17 protein-coding genes are annotated in these 17,851 nt (G+C 43.7%); 8 read left to right on the top strand and 9 right to left on the bottom strand.

Annotated elements, in window-relative coordinates:
- Nucleotides 1-163 precede the first annotated feature (163 nt).
- Nucleotides 164-787 carry a TetR/AcrR family transcriptional regulator gene (locus F903_RS02315; protein ID WP_005194176.1) on the bottom strand — a complete coding sequence of 208 codons (624 nt, stop codon included), beginning with the start codon at nucleotides 785-787 and terminating at the stop codon, nucleotides 164-166.
- A gap of 163 nt (nucleotides 788-950) precedes the next feature.
- Between F903_RS02315 and F903_RS02310 the strand changes: the two genes are divergently transcribed.
- The 6 genes from F903_RS02310 to F903_RS02285 all read left to right on the top strand — a co-directional run bounded on the left by F903_RS02310 (nucleotide 951) and on the right by F903_RS02285 (nucleotide 9,097).
- The gene (locus F903_RS02310; RefSeq protein ID WP_005194175.1) at nucleotides 951-2,051 is read left to right on the top strand and encodes an efflux RND transporter periplasmic adaptor subunit; all 1,101 of its coding nucleotides are present in this window, start codon (nucleotides 951-953) and stop codon (nucleotides 2,049-2,051) included.
- A gap of 2 nt (nucleotides 2,052-2,053) precedes the next feature.
- Nucleotides 2,054-5,182: an efflux RND transporter permease subunit gene (locus tag F903_RS02305; protein ID WP_005194174.1), complete on the top strand. Its 3,129-nt coding sequence runs from the start codon at nucleotides 2,054-2,056 to the stop codon at nucleotides 5,180-5,182.
- A 132-nt stretch (nucleotides 5,183-5,314) separates the two neighbouring features.
- Nucleotides 5,315-5,692, top strand: coding sequence for a hypothetical protein (locus F903_RS02300; RefSeq protein WP_004673637.1), 378 nt, complete (start codon nucleotides 5,315-5,317; stop codon nucleotides 5,690-5,692).
- A 145-nt stretch (nucleotides 5,693-5,837) separates the two neighbouring features.
- Complete coding sequence (gene dnaJ / locus F903_RS02295) at nucleotides 5,838-6,953, top strand: molecular chaperone DnaJ (protein ID WP_004673636.1); 1,116 nt, start codon at nucleotides 5,838-5,840, stop codon at nucleotides 6,951-6,953.
- A gap of 573 nt (nucleotides 6,954-7,526) precedes the next feature.
- Entirely contained in the window at nucleotides 7,527-8,348 is an 822-nt protein-coding gene (gene dapB / locus F903_RS02290) for a 4-hydroxy-tetrahydrodipicolinate reductase (RefSeq protein WP_005194172.1), read from the top strand.
- A 98-nt stretch (nucleotides 8,349-8,446) separates the two neighbouring features.
- Nucleotides 8,447-9,097, top strand: coding sequence for an START domain-containing protein (locus F903_RS02285; protein ID WP_005194170.1), 651 nt, complete (start codon nucleotides 8,447-8,449; stop codon nucleotides 9,095-9,097).
- Nucleotides 9,098-9,138: 41 nt separating this feature from the next.
- Here F903_RS02285 and F903_RS02280 read toward each other — a convergent pair whose 3' ends face one another.
- On the bottom strand, nucleotides 9,139-10,326 hold the full coding sequence (locus F903_RS02280) for an MFS transporter (RefSeq protein ID WP_005194169.1): 1,188 nt from the start codon (nucleotides 10,324-10,326) through the stop codon (nucleotides 9,139-9,141).
- 1 nt (nucleotide 10,327) lies between these two features.
- Entirely contained in the window at nucleotides 10,328-11,134 is an 807-nt protein-coding gene (gene dkgB, locus F903_RS02275) for a 2,5-didehydrogluconate reductase DkgB (protein WP_005194168.1), read from the bottom strand.
- Between the two features lie 135 nt (nucleotides 11,135-11,269).
- Here dkgB and F903_RS02270 point away from each other — a divergent pair, with 135 nt between their 5' ends.
- Nucleotides 11,270-12,172 carry a LysR substrate-binding domain-containing protein gene (locus F903_RS02270; RefSeq protein WP_005194166.1) on the top strand — a complete coding sequence of 301 codons (903 nt, stop codon included), beginning with the start codon at nucleotides 11,270-11,272 and terminating at the stop codon, nucleotides 12,170-12,172.
- On the opposite strand, the gene F903_RS02265 is transcribed toward F903_RS02270, so the two are convergent.
- The gene (locus tag F903_RS02265) at nucleotides 12,120-12,530 is read right to left on the bottom strand and encodes a hypothetical protein (protein ID WP_005194164.1); all 411 of its coding nucleotides are present in this window, start codon (nucleotides 12,528-12,530) and stop codon (nucleotides 12,120-12,122) included. The genes F903_RS02270 and F903_RS02265 overlap by 53 nt on opposite strands.
- A gap of 91 nt (nucleotides 12,531-12,621) precedes the next feature.
- On the opposite strand from F903_RS02265, the gene F903_RS02260 reads away from it, so the two are divergent.
- The gene (locus F903_RS02260) at nucleotides 12,622-14,049 is read left to right on the top strand and encodes an aminotransferase-like domain-containing protein (RefSeq protein ID WP_005194162.1); all 1,428 of its coding nucleotides are present in this window, start codon (nucleotides 12,622-12,624) and stop codon (nucleotides 14,047-14,049) included.
- Here the strand turns inward: F903_RS02260 and ahr are convergent.
- From ahr to mutY, 5 genes are all read right to left on the bottom strand, one after another.
- Nucleotides 14,046-15,071: an NADPH-dependent aldehyde reductase Ahr gene (gene ahr, locus F903_RS02255; protein ID WP_005194160.1), complete on the bottom strand. Its 1,026-nt coding sequence runs from the start codon at nucleotides 15,069-15,071 to the stop codon at nucleotides 14,046-14,048. The genes F903_RS02260 and ahr overlap by 4 nt on opposite strands.
- 32 nt (nucleotides 15,072-15,103) lie before the next feature.
- Nucleotides 15,104-15,658 carry a DNA-3-methyladenine glycosylase I gene (locus tag F903_RS02250; RefSeq protein ID WP_005194158.1) on the bottom strand — a complete coding sequence of 185 codons (555 nt, stop codon included), beginning with the start codon at nucleotides 15,656-15,658 and terminating at the stop codon, nucleotides 15,104-15,106.
- A 251-nt stretch (nucleotides 15,659-15,909) separates the two neighbouring features.
- Entirely contained in the window at nucleotides 15,910-16,155 is a 246-nt protein-coding gene (locus tag F903_RS02245) for a hypothetical protein (protein WP_004673616.1), read from the bottom strand.
- A 9-nt stretch (nucleotides 16,156-16,164) separates the two neighbouring features.
- Nucleotides 16,165-16,662, bottom strand: a complete 498-nt coding sequence (locus F903_RS02240) for a M23 family metallopeptidase (RefSeq protein WP_171065190.1) — start codon at nucleotides 16,660-16,662, stop codon at nucleotides 16,165-16,167.
- Nucleotides 16,663-16,732: 70 nt separating this feature from the next.
- Complete coding sequence (mutY, locus tag F903_RS02235) at nucleotides 16,733-17,782, bottom strand: A/G-specific adenine glycosylase (RefSeq protein ID WP_005194154.1); 1,050 nt, start codon at nucleotides 17,780-17,782, stop codon at nucleotides 16,733-16,735.
- Between the last annotated feature and the right edge of the window lie 69 nt (nucleotides 17,783-17,851).

Raw genomic sequence — 17,851 nt, 5'->3', positions numbered from 1 at the left:
CTATTTCTCCCTCAACCATCGCTTGTTATTGTCTAAAAAATCTTGTGCCGTATATGGCGCATGTCGAAAGTACCAGTGGCATACAACAGCACCACTGACTATTCGACTATAGCGTGATTGAGAGACAATCCAAGTGCAGAATGCAAAGAAATGTGAAAATTCTCTAAATTTTAGCTTGATATTTAAGCAAAAAAAGTGAGATTGCTTGCTGAATGGTCTGATCGATTTCAGTGATTGAGGGTACTGCGTCTAAGCCCAATAAAACTCGATGGTGACGTGTACCTAACATCAGTGACAAGATTAATTCTGTTTGCGCAAGCGGTTCATCTGCTTGAATGAATTGAAGCGCGATGGCTTGCTGAAAGAAATCACACCAGACATTGCACATCCGAGTATGTGAGGCATCAAAAAATTGTTGTGTTAATGGACTCTGCTCAGCGGCAAGTTCAAACAGAACCCGATCAAGTTTCAGTGCTTCAGGTAAATAAATAATACTTAAAGCACGGTGACACATTAAATACAGCGCTTGTTCAAAGTTGGTTTCAGCGGTCAGTACAAATTCTTTGGCACAAATCGATTCTTCACAGGTTTCTTCAATTGCACAGATAAATAAGTTAGCTTTATCTTGGAAGTGGTTATATACCGTGAGTTTGGTCACTCCCGCTTCTTTGGCGATTTGATTCATATTGGCTGCGTGATAGCCCAATTTTAAAAAAATAGATTTCGCAGCCTGTAATATTTTGGCTCTTTTCTCTAAATCTTTGGGGCGGCCGCTGCTGATTTGCACGTTATGTTCTCTTTTAATTTAATTCAAAATCAAAACACTAGATTTAATTTTTAATTAGTGTACTCATGGGTATATTAATTAAAAATTAAACAATTTATGATGGTTGCTGTCAATAGACTTTATTGTGCCTTAAAAAATCAATTTGAATAAGAGCGAAACAGAGATGAATCTGCTAAATCATGTAATTGTGGGGTTGCTTGTCCTCAGCAGTGTCACTTTATCAGCATGCCAAAAAGAAGTTCCCAAGACGGAGGAAATTCCTTATGTCATGGTGACCCAACCGAGTCGTAATCACACCGATCAAAAAAGCTATGCAGGTGATGTACAGGCAAAACAACAAACAGCATTGGCGTTCCGCGTTGGGGGACAGGTAACGGAGCGTTATGTCGATGTGGGTGATCGAGTCAAGGTTGGGCAAGTCTTAGCAAAACTCGATGTAAAAGATGCGCAATTGCAAATGAACGCAGCCAAGGCACAATTGGAAAGTGCACAGGCAGCAGCTAAAATTGCCGCTGAAGAATATCAACGTTATCAGCAACTGTTGCCTGTCAATGCTGTCAGTCGCTCACAATTTGATTCGATTAAAAATCAACACGAATCTGCACAAGCAAATTTGCAACAAGCACGCTCGAATTACCAAGTTTCTGCCAATCAAACGGGATATAACCAGCTCATTTCTAATAAAAATGGAGTTATTACCGAGCGTCAAATTGAAACGGGACAAGTGGTCGCCGCAGGACAAGCGGCCTATCAGTTGGCGATTGATGGCGAGCGTGAGGTGGTTTTTGGTGTACCAGAACAAGCTGTGAGTGACATCAAAGTCGGTCAGGCGGTTTGGGTAACTTTATGGTCTCAGCCAGAAGCTCGTTTTGCTGCAAAAGTTCGTGAAGTTTCACCTGCAGCAGGTCAATCACGGACATTTACCGTCAAAGTTTCGCTCCTCGAAGGTCAGTCCAGTATTCAGCTTGGACAAAGCGCCCGCGTATTTTTTGTCAGTCAGGACAGCAATGTTTTGAGTGTGCCGTTGTCGAGTGTCACCGCGACAGATCAGCAAGCCTATTTATGGGTGGTCAATGCCAATCAAACATTACGTAAAGTTCCTGTGACTTTAGGTACTTATGGACGTGACAGTGTGCCGATTTTGTCAGGTTTAAAAGCAACCGACTGGGTGGTGGTTGGCGGCGTACATTTGTTGCGGGATCAGCAAAAAATTCACCCGATTGATCGTGAAAATCGCGAAGTTAGCATAAAAGCGGGAGGTTAATCATGAAATTTAACCTTTCGGAATGGGCCTTAAAAAATAAAGGGATTGTGCTGTACTTTATGCTGCTTTTGGGCATTGTCGGTGTGATGTCTTATTCCAAACTGGCGCAAAGTGAAGACCCGCCGTTTACCTTTAAAGTGATGGTGGTACAAACCTTTTGGCCTGGTGCAACCGCCAAAGAAGTCTCGACACTGGTCACAGATCGGATTGAAAAAGAATTGATGACCACGGGTCAGTATGACCGCATCATGGCCTACTCACGTCCCGGAGAGTCCTTGGTGACTTTTGTGGCGAAGGACAGCCTGCCATCGAGTCAAATTCCTGATGTCTGGTATAACGTGCGCAAGAAGGTCAATGACATTCGCTCAGAACTGCCTAGTGGTGTGCAAGGTCCTTTTTTCAATGATGAGTTCGGTGATACCTTCGGCAATATCTATGTGCTGACAGGCAAAGATTTTGATTATGCCGTCATGAAAGAATATGCCGACCGTTTGCAACTGCAATTGCAACGGGTCAAGGATGTGAGCAAAGTCAATTTGGTTGGCTTGCAAGATCAACGAATCTGGATTGAACTGTCCAATACTAAAGCCGTACAACTCGGTGTTCCTGTCACTGCGATTCAGGAAGCGATTCAAAAACAAAATGACATGGCCAGTGCGGGTTTCTTTGAAACGGGCACAGATCGTATCCAACTTCGCGTCAGTGGACATTTACACAGCGTCGAAGATTTGAAAAAAATGCCGCTCTTAGTGGGTGATAAAACCATTCAATTGGGCGATGTGGCAGATGTTTACCGCGGTTTCAGCGAACCTGCTCAGCCAAGAATGCGCTTTATGGGTGAAAATGGCATCGGGATTGCGGTCTCGATGCGTAAAGGCGGCGATATTATCGCACTGGGTAAAAACCTAGAAACCGAATTTAACCAGCTACAAAAAAGCCTGCCTTTGGGTATGAAACTGCAAAAAGTGTCAGACCAACCCGTGGCGGTGCAACGCAGTATTCAAGAGTTTTTAAAAGTGTTGGCTGAAGCGGTGATTATCGTTTTATTGGTCAGTTTCTTTTCTTTGGGTTTCCGTACGGGTTTAGTGGTTGCACTGTCGATTCCTTTAGTTCTTGCGATGACTTTTGCAGGAATGTCTTTATTTGATGTTGGGTTACATAAGATTTCGCTTGGTGCATTAATTCTTGCATTGGGGCTGTTGGTGGATGATGCCATTATTGCGGTTGAAATGATGGCGATTAAAATGGAGCAGGGCTACAGTCGGCTCAAAGCCGCAGGCTTTGCATGGCAAAGCACAGCCTTTCCAATGCTGACAGGAACACTGATTACCGCAGCAGGTTTCTTACCGATTGCGACAGCGCAATCAGGTACGGGCGAATACACGCGCTCCATTTTCCAAGTGGTGACCATTGCCTTGGTGGTGTCATGGATTGCAGCGGTTTTATTTGTACCCTACTTGGGTGAAAAATTACTGCCCGATTTTAGCAAGCACCAGCAAAAAGCGGCATGGTATCTACGCTTATGGGCGAGATTGCGTAAACAGCCTGCACCTGTGGTACAGGCACATGTGGGGCATCATGATCCATACCAAACTAAGTTTTATCAGTCTTTCCGCCATGTGGTCGAAATCTGTATTACCTATCGTAAGACGGTGATCGCCATTACCGTTGGGATTTTTGTGTTGTCGGTGATGATGTTTAAACTGGTCCCTCAACAGTTTTTCCCGCCGTCAAATCGTGCGGAAATTTTGGTGGATTTAAAACTGGAAGAAGGTGCGTCACTGACGGCAACTGAACAAGCTGTGCAAAAGGTGGAACAATTCCTATCTAAACAAGACGGGATTGATAATTATGTGGCCTATGTCGGCACAGGGTCACCACGCTTTTATCTACCATTAGACCAACAGTTGCCACAAGCAAGCTTTGCTCAATTTGTGGTATTGGCTTCCTCTTTGGATGATCGGGACGAGATTCGCCGTTCTTTAGAGACACAAATTAAAGCCTTATTGCCTCAGGTACGGACGCGTGTTTCTTTATTGGAAAATGGTCCACCTGTAGGTTATCCATTGCAATACCGCATCTCGGGTGAAGATTTGGGCACGGTACGTCAATGGGCACAGCAGGTTTCTAAAGTTGTGAGTGAAGATCCAAATACCACCAATGTGCATTTGGATTGGGGCGAGCCAAGCAAAATCATTGCGATTGAAATTGACCAAGATCGTGCGCGGCAATTGGGCGTTTCTAGTGTTGATTTAGCCAATTTCTTGAATGCTTCGATAACGGGTACAGTCATGAATCAATATCGTGAAAAACGAGAATTGATTGAGATCCGTTTGCGTGGTGATCAAACCGAGCGTGCAGAAGTGGCTTCTTTGGCCAGTTTATCGGTTCCAACCAGCAATGGTACGACTGTGCCATTGGCGCAAATCGCGCAAATTGAATCACGTTTTGAAGAAGGTTTAATTTGGCATCGTAACCGCCTGCCAACCATTACGGTACGGGCTGATATTCGAACCCAGTTACAACCTGCAACTGTGGTTCAACAATTGGCTGATCCGATGCAAGCGATACGTGCAGAGTTGCCAAGTGGCTATCTGCTCGAGGTCGGTGGAACGATAGAAGAGTCTGCACGAGGTCAAAGTTCCGTCAACGCGGGTATGCCGTTATTTTTGGCAGTGGTGATGACGCTATTGATGATTCAGTTACGCAGCATGTCTAGAGCAACGATTGTCTTATTAACCGCACCGTTGGGTTTGATCGGGGTAGTGGCTTTTCTATTATTGTTCAACAAACCGTTTGGTTTCGTTGCGATGCTAGGAACGATTGCACTTTCTGGAATGATCATGCGAAATTCGTTGATTTTGATTGATCAAATTGAGCAAGACATACAAGCAGGGCACGCTGCATGGGATGCCATTATTGGCGCGACCATGCGTCGTTTTCGCCCAATTGTCCTCACTGCAATGGCTGCGGTGTTGGCGATGATTCCTTTATCCCGCAGTATTTTCTTTGGTCCAATGGCGGTTGCGATTATGGGCGGATTGATTGTTGCAACTCTACTGACCTTATTTTTCTTACCTGCACTGTACGCAGCGTGGTTTAAGGTCAAGAAAACAGCAGATCTAACATAATTATTTTGTGAATAGAGGTGCGAAATATTGAAAATTTCAATATAGTAGCATCTATATTTAAGACCAAAAAAATAATGGAATTCCATTGCATGGCTGATTTGGCAAAATGTAATGAATGAGGTGATATAGCGCATGGGGCAAGGTAATATTGAGCAGCATCGCCGATACGTGGCGATTTCTTACGTGTTCATGTTTCTTGCATTATTTACAATCGTATTTGCTGCTTTTGCATATGTATTAGCGCGAAAAGTTGCAGTTGTGGATAATGCTGAGGTGTGGATACATGCGCACGCACTTTGGATTATGCGTAATGTGCTGTTATTTATTCTCATGGCCTTATTTGCAGCGCTATGGTTTATCCCACTGTTCTTTGTTGCGTGGGATAGCACGCTCTGGGTCACAGCGACAACGGTCACAGGTGTGGTATTTAGTCTGATTGCATGGTTGTTTTTGTTGAATGCATGGCTAAAAGGTGTTGCTAAGTACTTTAAAAATAAAGCTGTTTTCTAATTTTGTCTTTTTTTTATTGTATTAGACCTTGTAAAAATATCGTACAGCCCCTATTAAGGCTCTGCTGGCATTTTATAAATAAAATGCCAGCAGAGCCTATTTGTTTGTAGAAATTGAATTAATTCCGTGAGGAGCACCGCCAACCATGGCTAAACGTGATTATTATGAGGTTTTAGGCGTTTCGAAAACCGCAGGTGATGATGAGATCAAAAAAGCCTATCGTAAGTTGGCGATGAAGTATCACCCAGACCGAAATCCAGACAACCCTGAAGCTGAAGACAAATTTAAAGAAGCCTCTGAAGCTTATGAAGTGCTTTCCGATAGTGAAAAGCGCAGCATGTATGATCGTGCTGGACATAGCGCTTTCGAAGGTGGTTTCGGCGGCGGTGGCGGTGGTTTCGGCGGATTTAGCGCAGAGGATATTTTTAGCCAGTTTGGCGATATCTTTGGTGGTGCTTTTGGTGGCGGTGGTCGTCAACAACAGCGTCAACGTCGTGGTTCAGACCTACGCTATGTCATGGAACTCACGCTTGAGGAAGCGGTTAAGGGGATTAAAAAGACTATTACCTTTACTGCGCCAGCCCCTTGTGATGTCTGTGATGGAAAAGGGTCTAAAAACCCGAATGATGTAGAAACGTGCCGTACCTGTCACGGTGCAGGTCAAGTGCGTATGCAGCAGGGTTTCTTCTCTGTTCAGCAAACCTGTAGCACCTGTCGTGGTCAAGGTAAAATCATTAAGAATCCATGTCATGCATGTCATGGTTCAGGTGTTGCTGATCGTCAGCAGACCCTAGAAGTGACCATTCCTGCAGGGGTAGACAATGGTGATCGCGTACGCTTAACCGGTAAAGGTGAAGCCATTCGTGATGGCCAGTCAGGTGATTTGTACGTTGAAGTTGTGGTGCGTGAACACGAAATTTTCCAACGTGATGGCGCTGATCTGTATATGGATGTTCCTGTCAGTATCGCGGATGCTGCTTTGGGTAAAGAGCTTGAGATTCCAACCCTTGATGGCCGTGTCAGCTTAAAAATTCCTGAAGGTACGCAAACGGGTAAAATGTTCCGTTTACGCGGCAAAGGTGTTCGTCCAGTGCGCAGCAGTATGCAAGGTGATTTACTGTGCCGTATTGTGATTGAAACGCCTGTGAACTTAACTAGCCGTCAGCGTGAGTTGTTAAAAGAATTACAGATTTCTTTTGATGGTGAAGACAGTACTTCTTCTCCAAAGAAAAAATCATTCTTTGATCGTCTATTTGATTAATCGACATCAACAGAAAAAACCTGCTTCGGCAGGTTTTTTTGTGGGAATTTTTTAGGAACTCAAGGTTCTTTGATTTATAAGAAATTATAACCAGCATTTACTATTGTGCTGGCGGCATGGATGCCGCCCGTTTGGCTGTGGTATCAGGGAAGTACCATCAGCCAAACAGAGGATTTTTGTTTACTTTTGATCCTTCAAAAGTAATAAATTGCCTATACAAAAGATATCTGCTGATTTCTTACTTATGAGGCTGTATAGGCTTAACGGAGTCGTGCCGAGTTCTCATCCTATTTTAGGATAAGCCACTATGTCTTGCACTTCAGTTGAAATATATTTCAACTTCGTTCAGGCTCGACCTACTTTTGTTTCGGCAAAAGTAGGCAAAACCATTGTCATCCACAAAACCTGTTCACTTCTAGCATTTATCTAGATCTATCAATCGTACATAACCATCCATCTTTCTGAAACCATGCAGGTTGTGGATGACGTTATTGAGTATCATATTTCAGACGAGATTTTATATTGAACTCAGGTTATAGTACGAAACATGAAACACAAACTTTGGGAAAAATTATGTCAACTTCTCCACGCATAGGAATCTTGGGTGCAGGCGGACGCATGGGGCGTATTCTGATTCAAGCTGTGCAACAAGCAGGCTATCAACTTGCAGCCGCAGTTGAGCGTCCTGAAAGCAGCTTGGTCGGTGCGGATGCAGGTGAGCTTGCAGGTGTGGGCAGCATCGGTGTCAAGGTGGTGGGAAGTTTGAATGAAGTTTTAAAAGATTGTGATGTGGTGATCGACTTTACCGCACCTGTGGCAACTGAACAGCATCTCAAATTATGTCGTGAAGCAGGCGTTGCGATGGTGATTGGCACTACGGGCATGTCAGATGAACAGAAGGCATTTTTAGACGAATCAGCGACACAAACACCTGTTGTGTACGCAGCCAACTACTCCGTTGGGGTCAACGTTTCAATTAAACTATTGGAATTGGCGGCTCAAGTGTTTGGTGATACGGTCGATATCGAGATTATTGAAGCGCATCATCGCCATAAAGTCGATGCGCCTTCTGGTACTGCATTTATGATGGGTGAGGCAATTGCAGATACCTTAGGACGTAACTTAAAAGAAGTTGCGGTCTATGGTCGTGAAGGTTATACCGGCCCACGTGATCGTCAAACCATTGGTTTTGAAACCATTCGTGGTGGTGATATCGTGGGTGAACACACAGTGATGTTTATTGGTGAAGGTGAGCGTGTTGAAGTGACGCACAAAGCCACCAATCGTATGAACTTTGCTTCTGGTGCTGTGCGTGCTGCTGCATGGGTGGTGGGACGTGAAGCACGTAAATATGATATGAAAGATGTTTTAGGTTTTAACGATATTCAAGTATAAAATCTTACTTTTTTGCACTATAAAAAGAGCTTGTTGAGCTTTGCATCCAGAGCAAAGTGCAGCAAGTTCTCACCATCATTAAAACAATTGAGCATGCCATGAATAAAAAACAGATTGTTCTCGCTACGCTATTAAGTGTCACCAGCGTAGTTGTAAGTGCGACAGCAGAAACTGCAAAACTTAGCCTACATCGCAATGATATTAAGGTTTGGACCTATCAAACAGAAAATAATCCTGTGTTTCAGTATAAAGCTGAAACCACGTTTGATGTACCGCTAGAGCGTGCGGTGGCAGTGGTACTGGATGTGGAGCGCACACCGAAATGGGTACCTTATGTCGGTAAAGCACAACTGTTGTCTCGTGACGAGAAAAAGGGTGAGTTTATTCTGTACATGGTGCTGGATTTTCCATTTCCGCTCAAAGACCGTGATGTGGTGATTAAAGGCAAAATGAGTAAAAATGCGGATGGTAGCATTAGTATTAAGAATCAAGCGATTAAGTATGATTATCCTGAACAGCCTGACATTATCCGCTTGAGTCGCTATGAGGGGGATTGGACCTTTCAGAGAGTTGCGGAAAATAAGGTCAAAGTTTCCACCAGTGGTTATGCAGATCCAGCAGGGGCGATTCCGTTGAGTTTTGTCAATATGTTTGTACAGCAACAGCCTTATCAAATGCTGATGAAAATGAAAAAAGAAGTGCATCATCCATTATATAAACAACCGAAATTACCTGATTTGTTGAAATAAAAAATACCTGATTTATGATTTAAATCAGGTATTTTTTTAATTTAAACTTGAGGGCATTGTTGATACTGGGCGTTGTGTTTGCGTGAGAGTTTGATTTGAATGAACACCAAGATTAAACCAATGCCTGCTAATAGCGCACCGATCATGGAAACCGATGTATAGTTTAAGCCGAGACTGAGTACCATCCCACCTGCGGCCGCACCAATGGCATTGCCCAGATTAAAAGCGCCAATATTGACTGAAGATGCGAGTCCTGATGCTTCATGGGCAACGGACATTACCCGCATTTGTAAGGGTGGAACAATCGCAAAGGCTGCTGCACCCCAAACTACCAAACCAATCGCAGCACCCAACTGACTTTGTGCGAGGATCGGGAAAATGAGCATCAGTACGATCAATAACAGCAAGAAGCCAATTAAGGTCTTATCAATCGATAAATCAGCAAATTTACCGCCGAAATGATTACCCACTGAGAAACCAATCCCGATGAGGACCAGCATCATGGTGATAAAGAATGGTGATGCTTGAGTGAACTCAACTAAACTTGGCGCGATATAGGTATATAGGGTAAACATCGCTGAAGCCCCAAACACGGTGGTGAGCAATGCCAACACGACTGGCAGACGGGTCAGCACGCTGAGCTCCATTTTTACATTGGTTTTTTGTCCAACAGAGCCAAAAGGCAGGGCTTTCCAAAGCGATAACATGGTGATAACGCCGAGTACAGAAATCGCAAGGAAAGACATTCGCCAACCGATATTTTGCCCCACCCACGTCGCAAGTGGTACACCTCCGATATTGGCAATGGTGAGTCCCATGAACATGGTTGCAACCGCACTGGCCTGTTTATGTGTTGGAACGACACTGGCGGCAACTACGGAACCAATGCCGAAGAATGCACCGTGATTCAGACTGGTGATCAGGCGTGCGCCGATGAGACTCATATAATTCGGAGCAAACGCTGCGATCAGGTTGCCGATGGTAAAGATCGCCATCAATAGAATGAGTGCATTACGACGAGCAAAGCCGCCGAACCACAAGGTCATGATCGGCGCACCAAGCATTACGCCCAATGCATAACCTGTGATCAGCATGCCTGCACTGGGGATGGACACGCCCAGATCGTTGGCAATATTGGGCAATAGTCCCATAGGCGAGAACTCGGTCGTCCCAATCGCAAATGCACCAATTGCCAGTGCCAGCAAAGGAAGATTAATGCGACTGCTCATATTATTGATCCCATTCAGGCGCAAATGCTTCAGGACTGACCTCGCGGCCATTACGTTCAAGTTGTGCAATCATCCGCATTTCTTCAATACTGAGCTGTAGTTGTTGTGCTTTCAAATTGCTAATCAGATTTTCACGTTTAGTTGAAGATGGGATCACCGCATAACCCTGTTGTAATGCCCAAGCCAATGTCACTTGTGCTGTGGTTGCCTGATGCCGTGCGGCGATTTCAAGTAGGATCGGATCATTTAGCACTTTGCCATAGGCAAGTGTCATATATGAGGTCACATCAATGTTTTGTTCAGCCAGATAATTGACCAAGTTTTGGTTCTGTAAATAAGGGCTTAATTCAATTTGATTGGTGGCAATGTGTTCTGCCCCAATGCGTTCAATTGCTTGCTGGGTTAAGGCAATATTGAAATTTGAGATACCAATCTGCTTGGTTAAACCTTGCTGTTTTGCTTCTAAAAGCAATTGCATCACGGTGGGAATAGAGACACCCAATTGCGGAGCAGGCCAATGAATCAAGGTCAAATCAACGGCATCAGTGCGCAGCTTTTGTAGGCTTTCTTTTAAACTTGGAATAAGTTTATCTTCTGCAAAATTATCGACCCAGATTTTTGTGGTTAAGAACACATCTTGGCGTGCAACCCCACTTTCAGCGATTGCTTGCCCAACTTCGGCTTCATTTTCATAAATTTGTGCGGTATCAATCGCACGATAGCCGACATCCAAGGCCGTTTTAACAGAATCAATCACCACTTGATCTTTAAGACGGAAAGTACCTAAACCAAATTGTGGGATATGCATATTATTCACCTTATCTTGTTTTGCTCAACTGAGCGTATCCAGTTCATAGGTGCAATTTTGCGACGATTATTGTTGCTAAAAAATACAGGAATTTGCAAAATATAGTTGATTAATTATCAACAATTGAGCATTGCAATGAAATCAACAATAGAGGAATTGGTTGCTTTTATTAGTATTGTGGACACGGGTTCTTTTATTGCTGCCGCAGAAAAATTAGGGCAGACCTCATCTGGACTGAGTCGTTCATTGAGTCGTTTAGAAGCAAAACTAGAAGTGACTTTAGTCGAGCGAACCACGCGTAAATTAAAACTTACCCAAGAAGGGCAACAGTTTCTCGATCATGCCCGTAAAATACTCAATGACTTAAATGCCGCAGAAGAAGCTTTACAACGATCAGATCAGGCGACCTCTGGTTTGATACGGATTGATTCCGCGACGCCTTTTATCTTGCATGTGATTGCGCCGTTGATGCATGGATTTAGACAACGCTATCCCAATATTGAAATAGAAATAAACAGCAATGATTTGGTGATTGATTTACTCGAACATAAAACCGATGTGGCATTCCGTTTCGGTGAACTGCATGATTCAAGTTTACATGCCAAATTGGTGTGTAAAAGCCGAGTCTATATTGTTGCCAGCCCTGACTATCTAAGACGTAAGGGAAAACCAGATCAGCCAAAACAACTGTCTGATCATGATCTGATCGGCTTTACTCGCCCTGCCTATATCAATACATGGCCGATTAAAGTGGATCATGCGTATTTCTTGGCAAAAGCTCAAATGAAGGCATCTAGCGGGGAGACCGTGCGACAATTATGCTTGCGGGGGCAGGGAATCGCACGGCTATCAGAATATGAGATATGGAAAGACCTAAAAGAAGGTCGTTTAGAAGCGCTATTTGAGGATCAAATTGAGCATTCATACCAAAGCATCCATGCGGTTTATTATCAACAAGAACATTTGCCGAAGCGTGTCCGTTTATTTATTGAGTTTTTGACTGAGCAATTAAGTCAGGGCTTTTCGGTTTGCCAATAGCCTCATTCTGAAGCTGTACATTCAAGACTGGAACTAATGCACCTTTGGCTTGAATGACTGAAACCATGATCTGCTGATTTTTTAAAGTACATTCAAGCTCAACGGTAGGCAAATATACACCCGACAAAATCAGCCCATTTTCATTGGGTTTTTTATAGGTCAATTTGAGCGTATGTTGCTGTTCCTGTGCCGGACCTTGTTCAAGTTTCCAAAGCTCATAGCTCTGCTGGTTTTGCGTGGTTAAATACCCCTCAGCAAGTCTTTTACAGACCTGTTGCTGTTGATAAGCATGCTGATCGGTAAATTGGCAGCCCGTAAATAGGATGCTACATAATATAAATAAGCGTTTATTTTTCATTGCCTTATCCTCCTGTAGTTGATTTTTATAGCTTAATGGTGTTGTATAAACCAATACAGATACAGAAATTTTTAAAAAAGCAGTACAGAAAATGACTTTTCAATATCAACGCCTTGCAGAACAGCTTGCACACAAAATTTATCAGCATGAATTACAGCCACAACATAAGTTGAGTTCTTTAAGAGAATTTGCACGTCAGCAAAAAGTGAGTTTAAGCACTGCACAACAATGCTATGAATTGTTGGAAGCAAGAGGATTGATTTATGTGAAAGCAAAATCTGGCTATTTTGTCAGCTCAAGGCAATATCAAAGTCCCATTCCAGATAGCCCTCAATTTGAATCCATGGCTCGGCAAGTCTCCAATTTGGATTTGCAGAATCAAATTCAGACCGCCTCAATTCAAAGTCATTTAACCCCATTGGGTGCGATTCAACTTTCTCCGCATTTGATTCCTGTCGATGGTTTGCGCCGTTCTTTGCAACGAGCGTTGAAGCATTGCCAGCCTGAAGACTTTTTGTATTGCAATAAACAGGGACATGAGCAATTACGTCAGGCACTCTCTGACCACTGGCGTGAGGATGGGGTGTACATCGCAGCCGACGATATTTTTATTAGCAATGGTTGTTTGCCTGCGATTTCTTTACTGATTCAACAGATGAGCAAAGAAGGCGATAGCATTATGATTCCGACGCCGACTTTTAATGGTCAGTTGCAGTTGCTTGCAGGATTGAAACGCAAAATTATTGAAATTCCTGCAGATCATCGAGGTATTGACTTAGAGCGCTTAGAATTCTTTATGCAGCAGGGTAGTGCCAAGCTATGCTTGTTGACCGCCAATTTTCAAAATCCACTGGGCTATTGCTTGAGTAATCAACAGAAACAGCGGATTGCTGAGCTGGCTGAGCAGTATCAATGTTTTATTTTGGAAGATGATATTTATGCCGAATGTAGCTATCAAAAAGAACGTCCATTACCGATTCGCCACTGGGATCGAAAAGGTTACGTGATTTTGTGTGGTTCTGTATCGAAGTCTTTATCCAGTGCCTACCGTGTCGGCTGGTTTTGCTTGGGGCAACAACTTGAGCATCTACGCCCTCAATTTTTGGCGAATAATATTGGGGTGAATACACCCTTACAGCTTGGGTTGGCAGATTTTATTTATAGCCGTGCTTATCGTGAGCATTTAGATCAGTTGAGACCTAGGTTGATGCAGCAGGTGGAACAGTATCGTGCCTGTATTCTAGAGACCTTTCAAGGCATTCCAATTGCATTAAGCCAATCTCTAGGCGGTTATGCTTTGTGGATGCAGTTGCCAACCACGATTACAGGCTTGGAGCTGTACTATTTGGCGCAAAGCAAGGGCATTAATATTGTACCTGGAGAGGTATTTGGTGAAGATCAGCGTTATCAACATTATCTACGCTTAAATGCAGGACATGCCTTTACAGAAGAAATCCGCCAAGCGATTCAACAGTTGGCGGATTGGGTCAGACAGAGTTTGGAACCACCTTTGAGTTAGTCGAAGTCAGCTTTGAGCACGACGCGGTAACGTGCTTGGCCTGAATGAAGTCGCTTAATGGCGTCATTGAGTTGAGACATTGGGAATAACTCAATTTGCGGTGCAATCTGTTTACGGGCTGCGAACTGTAGCAGCTGGCGTAATGCCAAAGGGGAGCCTGTTGGAGAAGAGGTGACTGATTTGGCCCCGTTCATGAGCGTTCCAACGGAAACAGGAATCGGTTCTAAAGTCACCCCTAAGAAATGTAGGCAGCCATTCGGTGCAAGTGTATTGAGATAGGCTTGCCAATTCAGCGTCACATTTACCGTGCTAAGCAATAAATCAAATTTACCACGTTGGGCTTTGATCGCTTGCGCATCACGGCTATTCACCACATGGTCTGCGCCCATGCCTTTGAGTTCTTCGGTTTTCTCAGGATTGGAGCTAAATGCAGTAATTTCACAGCCCCACGCTTTGAGTAATTTAATCGCAATATGACCTAAGCCACCGATACCAATCACCCCAACATGATGTGTCGCTTGAATCTTATGCTTAAGTAAAGGATCAAAAACCGTAATGCCACCGCAAAGTAATGGTCCTGCACTTTCAGGGTCTAAATCCTCTGGCAGGGGAATGACCCATTGCCAACCTGCACGGACTTTCTCTGCAAATCCACCAGCATGTCCCACGATGGTCGCCACGTTTTCACCTGTACATAGCACTTGATTGCCGCCAATACATGGATCGCAGGCTTGGCAACTTTCCGCGGTCCAGCCGATGCCGACACGTTGACCAATTTTGAGTCCTTTGGCTTCTGAGCCAAGCGCAACAATGCTGCCAATAATTTCATGCCCCGCAACAGCAGGATAGCTTGTTGAGCGCCAATCATTATTAATCACAGACAGGTCAGAATGGCACAGACCACAGTATTCCACTTTGACTTCAACTTGATGCGCTTGTAATTCACCTGCATCAAATTGGTAAGGAACCAGTTGTTCTCCTGCTTGCATTGCAGCATAAGCACGAATGAGGTTATTGCTCATAGCAACTCCTATTGAAGGAAAATTTAAAGAAACTATTTAAAATAGCAATCATTTTCGTGGTCATTGACCATACCTACAGCTTGCATAAACGCATAGCAGGTGGTTGGGCCTACAAACTTAAAACCACGTTTTTTCAGTGTTTTGGAAAGTATTTGACTGATCTCAGTTTGTGCAGGGGCTTCGCGATAATTTACGACATCATTCTCTAAGATTTTCTGATCAACAAAGCTCCATAGCCAAAATACCACATCATCAACTTCATCTTTGAGTTTGAGCCAAGCAATGGCATTGTCTCGGATGGCTTTGAGTTTGCCCAAATGACGAATTAAACCAGCATCGCTGAGTTTGTTTTCAAGTTGATCATCTGTCAGTACGGCGATTTCTGTAATCGGAAATTGGAAGAAATGTGAGCGATAGTTTTCACGTTTTTTCAGTACGGTAATCCATGATAAGCCGGCTTGTTGTCCTTCGAGACAGAGCATCTCAAATAAGCGGGCTTCATCATGCTCAGCTTTGCCCCATTCTTCATCATGGTAAGCGATATAGAGTGGATCGTTAGAGCACCAACCACAGCGTTGAGGGGACATGAAACCACTCCTTATTTTTTATGAAATTCGTTTTTGATGGGTTTTTTTAAGAATCTTTGTGATGTCTTGTTGAGTCATGATTGGATTCTATCATCAGCCTACATGATCATGCACTTTAGTTGAAATATATTTTAATTTTGTTCAGACATGATCTGAAAAGTAGTCAAAGCTTCGCAAGTTTTTCAGGGTGAGATGTAGCATCCATGCCATCTCTATAATCGTTGTTCGCTGCTCGGTTTTAATCGATTTAATTAAATTTTAAATACCAGCCATTCATCAGCATGTGTATCCCAATAATACAATTCAGCGCTGTCTAAATCCGCAAATTTAAGCCAAAAGTCTTTGCCTGTTTTATCTGCAAAGCCTGTACTAATCAATAATGCATCTTCAGTGATTTCCATGATCCAGCCTTGATAACTGGTTCCATTGATGATGATTTTTTGCTGATTTCCAGACTCTGCAAATTCAACCAGCCGTTCGATTAATACTTCTGACATTGCGTGTTCCTAACGTAAATAAGGGTATGGATTGACTGCACCACGTCCTTTGCCATTTAAATAAATGCCATAGTGCAAATGTGGGGCAGTGTGGCGTGCATTGCCCGTGTTGCCGACATAACCAATGAAATCACCTTTACGGACATAATCGCCGACATTGAGACCACGTTTATGCCCATTTAAATGTGCGTAATAATGCCATGAGCCTGCTGGTCCACGGATCCAAATGACTTTGCCACCTAAATTATTGTTGCGTAAATCAGCGACCAGCCCATCGGTTGCACTATACACTTTCGTACCACGCTCTGCCATGATATCAATGCCCTCATGGCTACGACCTTGGCTACGCGCAGCACCCCAAGTATCCCGTAATTCACTGCGGCTTACTCCTTTAACAGGGATGGGCAAGCGACTGTCTAAACGCATTGTTTGAAGTTTATTCAGTTGGACACTGGGCAATGGTGTTGGTTTTTTTGGGGCAGTGCTACACGCTGAAAGAAACACCATGAATACACCAAGAACCGTATAGCGGATTGGATGATGCACATCAACTCCTTGTCATTGGACAGATCATAATTTACTTAATGTCTTCTGCCTTTGGTTTCGCTGTAATCAATTTTTTCATGGCTGTTGGAACGCCTTTGGCAATGGCAGCGGTAGGATTTAACCAGATACCACCGAGTTCGATACTGAGTTGTTCCTTTTGATCATGTTCCACGTGGAACAGTTTTTCATGCAATAGCCAAGTAAAGTGAGTGAAACTATGGCTTATCTGTACAGATGATACTTGAGCTTGAAGTTTGAAGTGTCGCTCAATCTGTTGTAATTCGGTTGCTTGCTCAATGATTGGTAAGCAATATAAGCCACCCCATAAACCGTGGGATTCACGTTGTTGCCATAACCATTCATCACCTGATTGGATCAGCAGCACATCAGCCGTTTTGACAGGGACAGGCTTTTTGGCTTTTTTGAAAGGAAGCTGTTGTTCTAAGCCTTGTTGATAGGCTTGGCAATGTTGTTGCATCGGGCAATATAAACACAATGGTTTCCTCGGTGTGCAAACGGTTGCACCCAAATCCATAATCGCTTGGGTATAGTCATGATTACGCTCGTGGGGACATAGCTGCTCGGCAATGTTCCATAAAGCACGCTCATGCACTGGCTTAGATAAATCATCTTCAATCGCAAAGAACCGTGCTAAAACACGTTTTACATTGCCATCCATAATCACGCCATATTGGCGTAGACCAAGTGACATCAGCGCACCTGCGGTAGACGGACCGATACCAGGGAGTTCGATCCATTGTTCTAATGTTTCGGGGAACTTTCCATGTTGGCTGACGATCGCTGCGGCTTTGTGCAAATTCCGCGCACGGGCGTAATAACCTAATCCTGCCCAGTACGGAGCAACGTCATCCCAACTGGCTTGACCAAGGGTTTCAACGGTCGGGAAGCGCTCAATAAAGCGATCGAAATATTGTAGAACGGTTTTGACTTGGGTCTGTTGTAACATGATTTCTGATACCCAAACTTTGTAGGGGTCATCCGCAACTTGCCAAGGTAAATCATGGCGACCGTGTTGATCGTACCAAGTCAGCAGTGCATCGGAAAATGAGAAATCAGGCATGAATTAGAACAGTAAAAAGCAGAAGGATAGTATAGCGGAAATAGAACGACGTTCTAATTTAAATTCTCT

Source organism: Acinetobacter sp. NIPH 298 (assembly GCF_000369505.1).
In the GTDB taxonomy this organism is placed as follows: Bacteria; Pseudomonadota; Gammaproteobacteria; order Pseudomonadales; family Moraxellaceae; genus Acinetobacter.
Note: the sequence above shows the minus strand (reverse complement) of the source record. Positions and strands in the feature narration are given on the sequence as shown.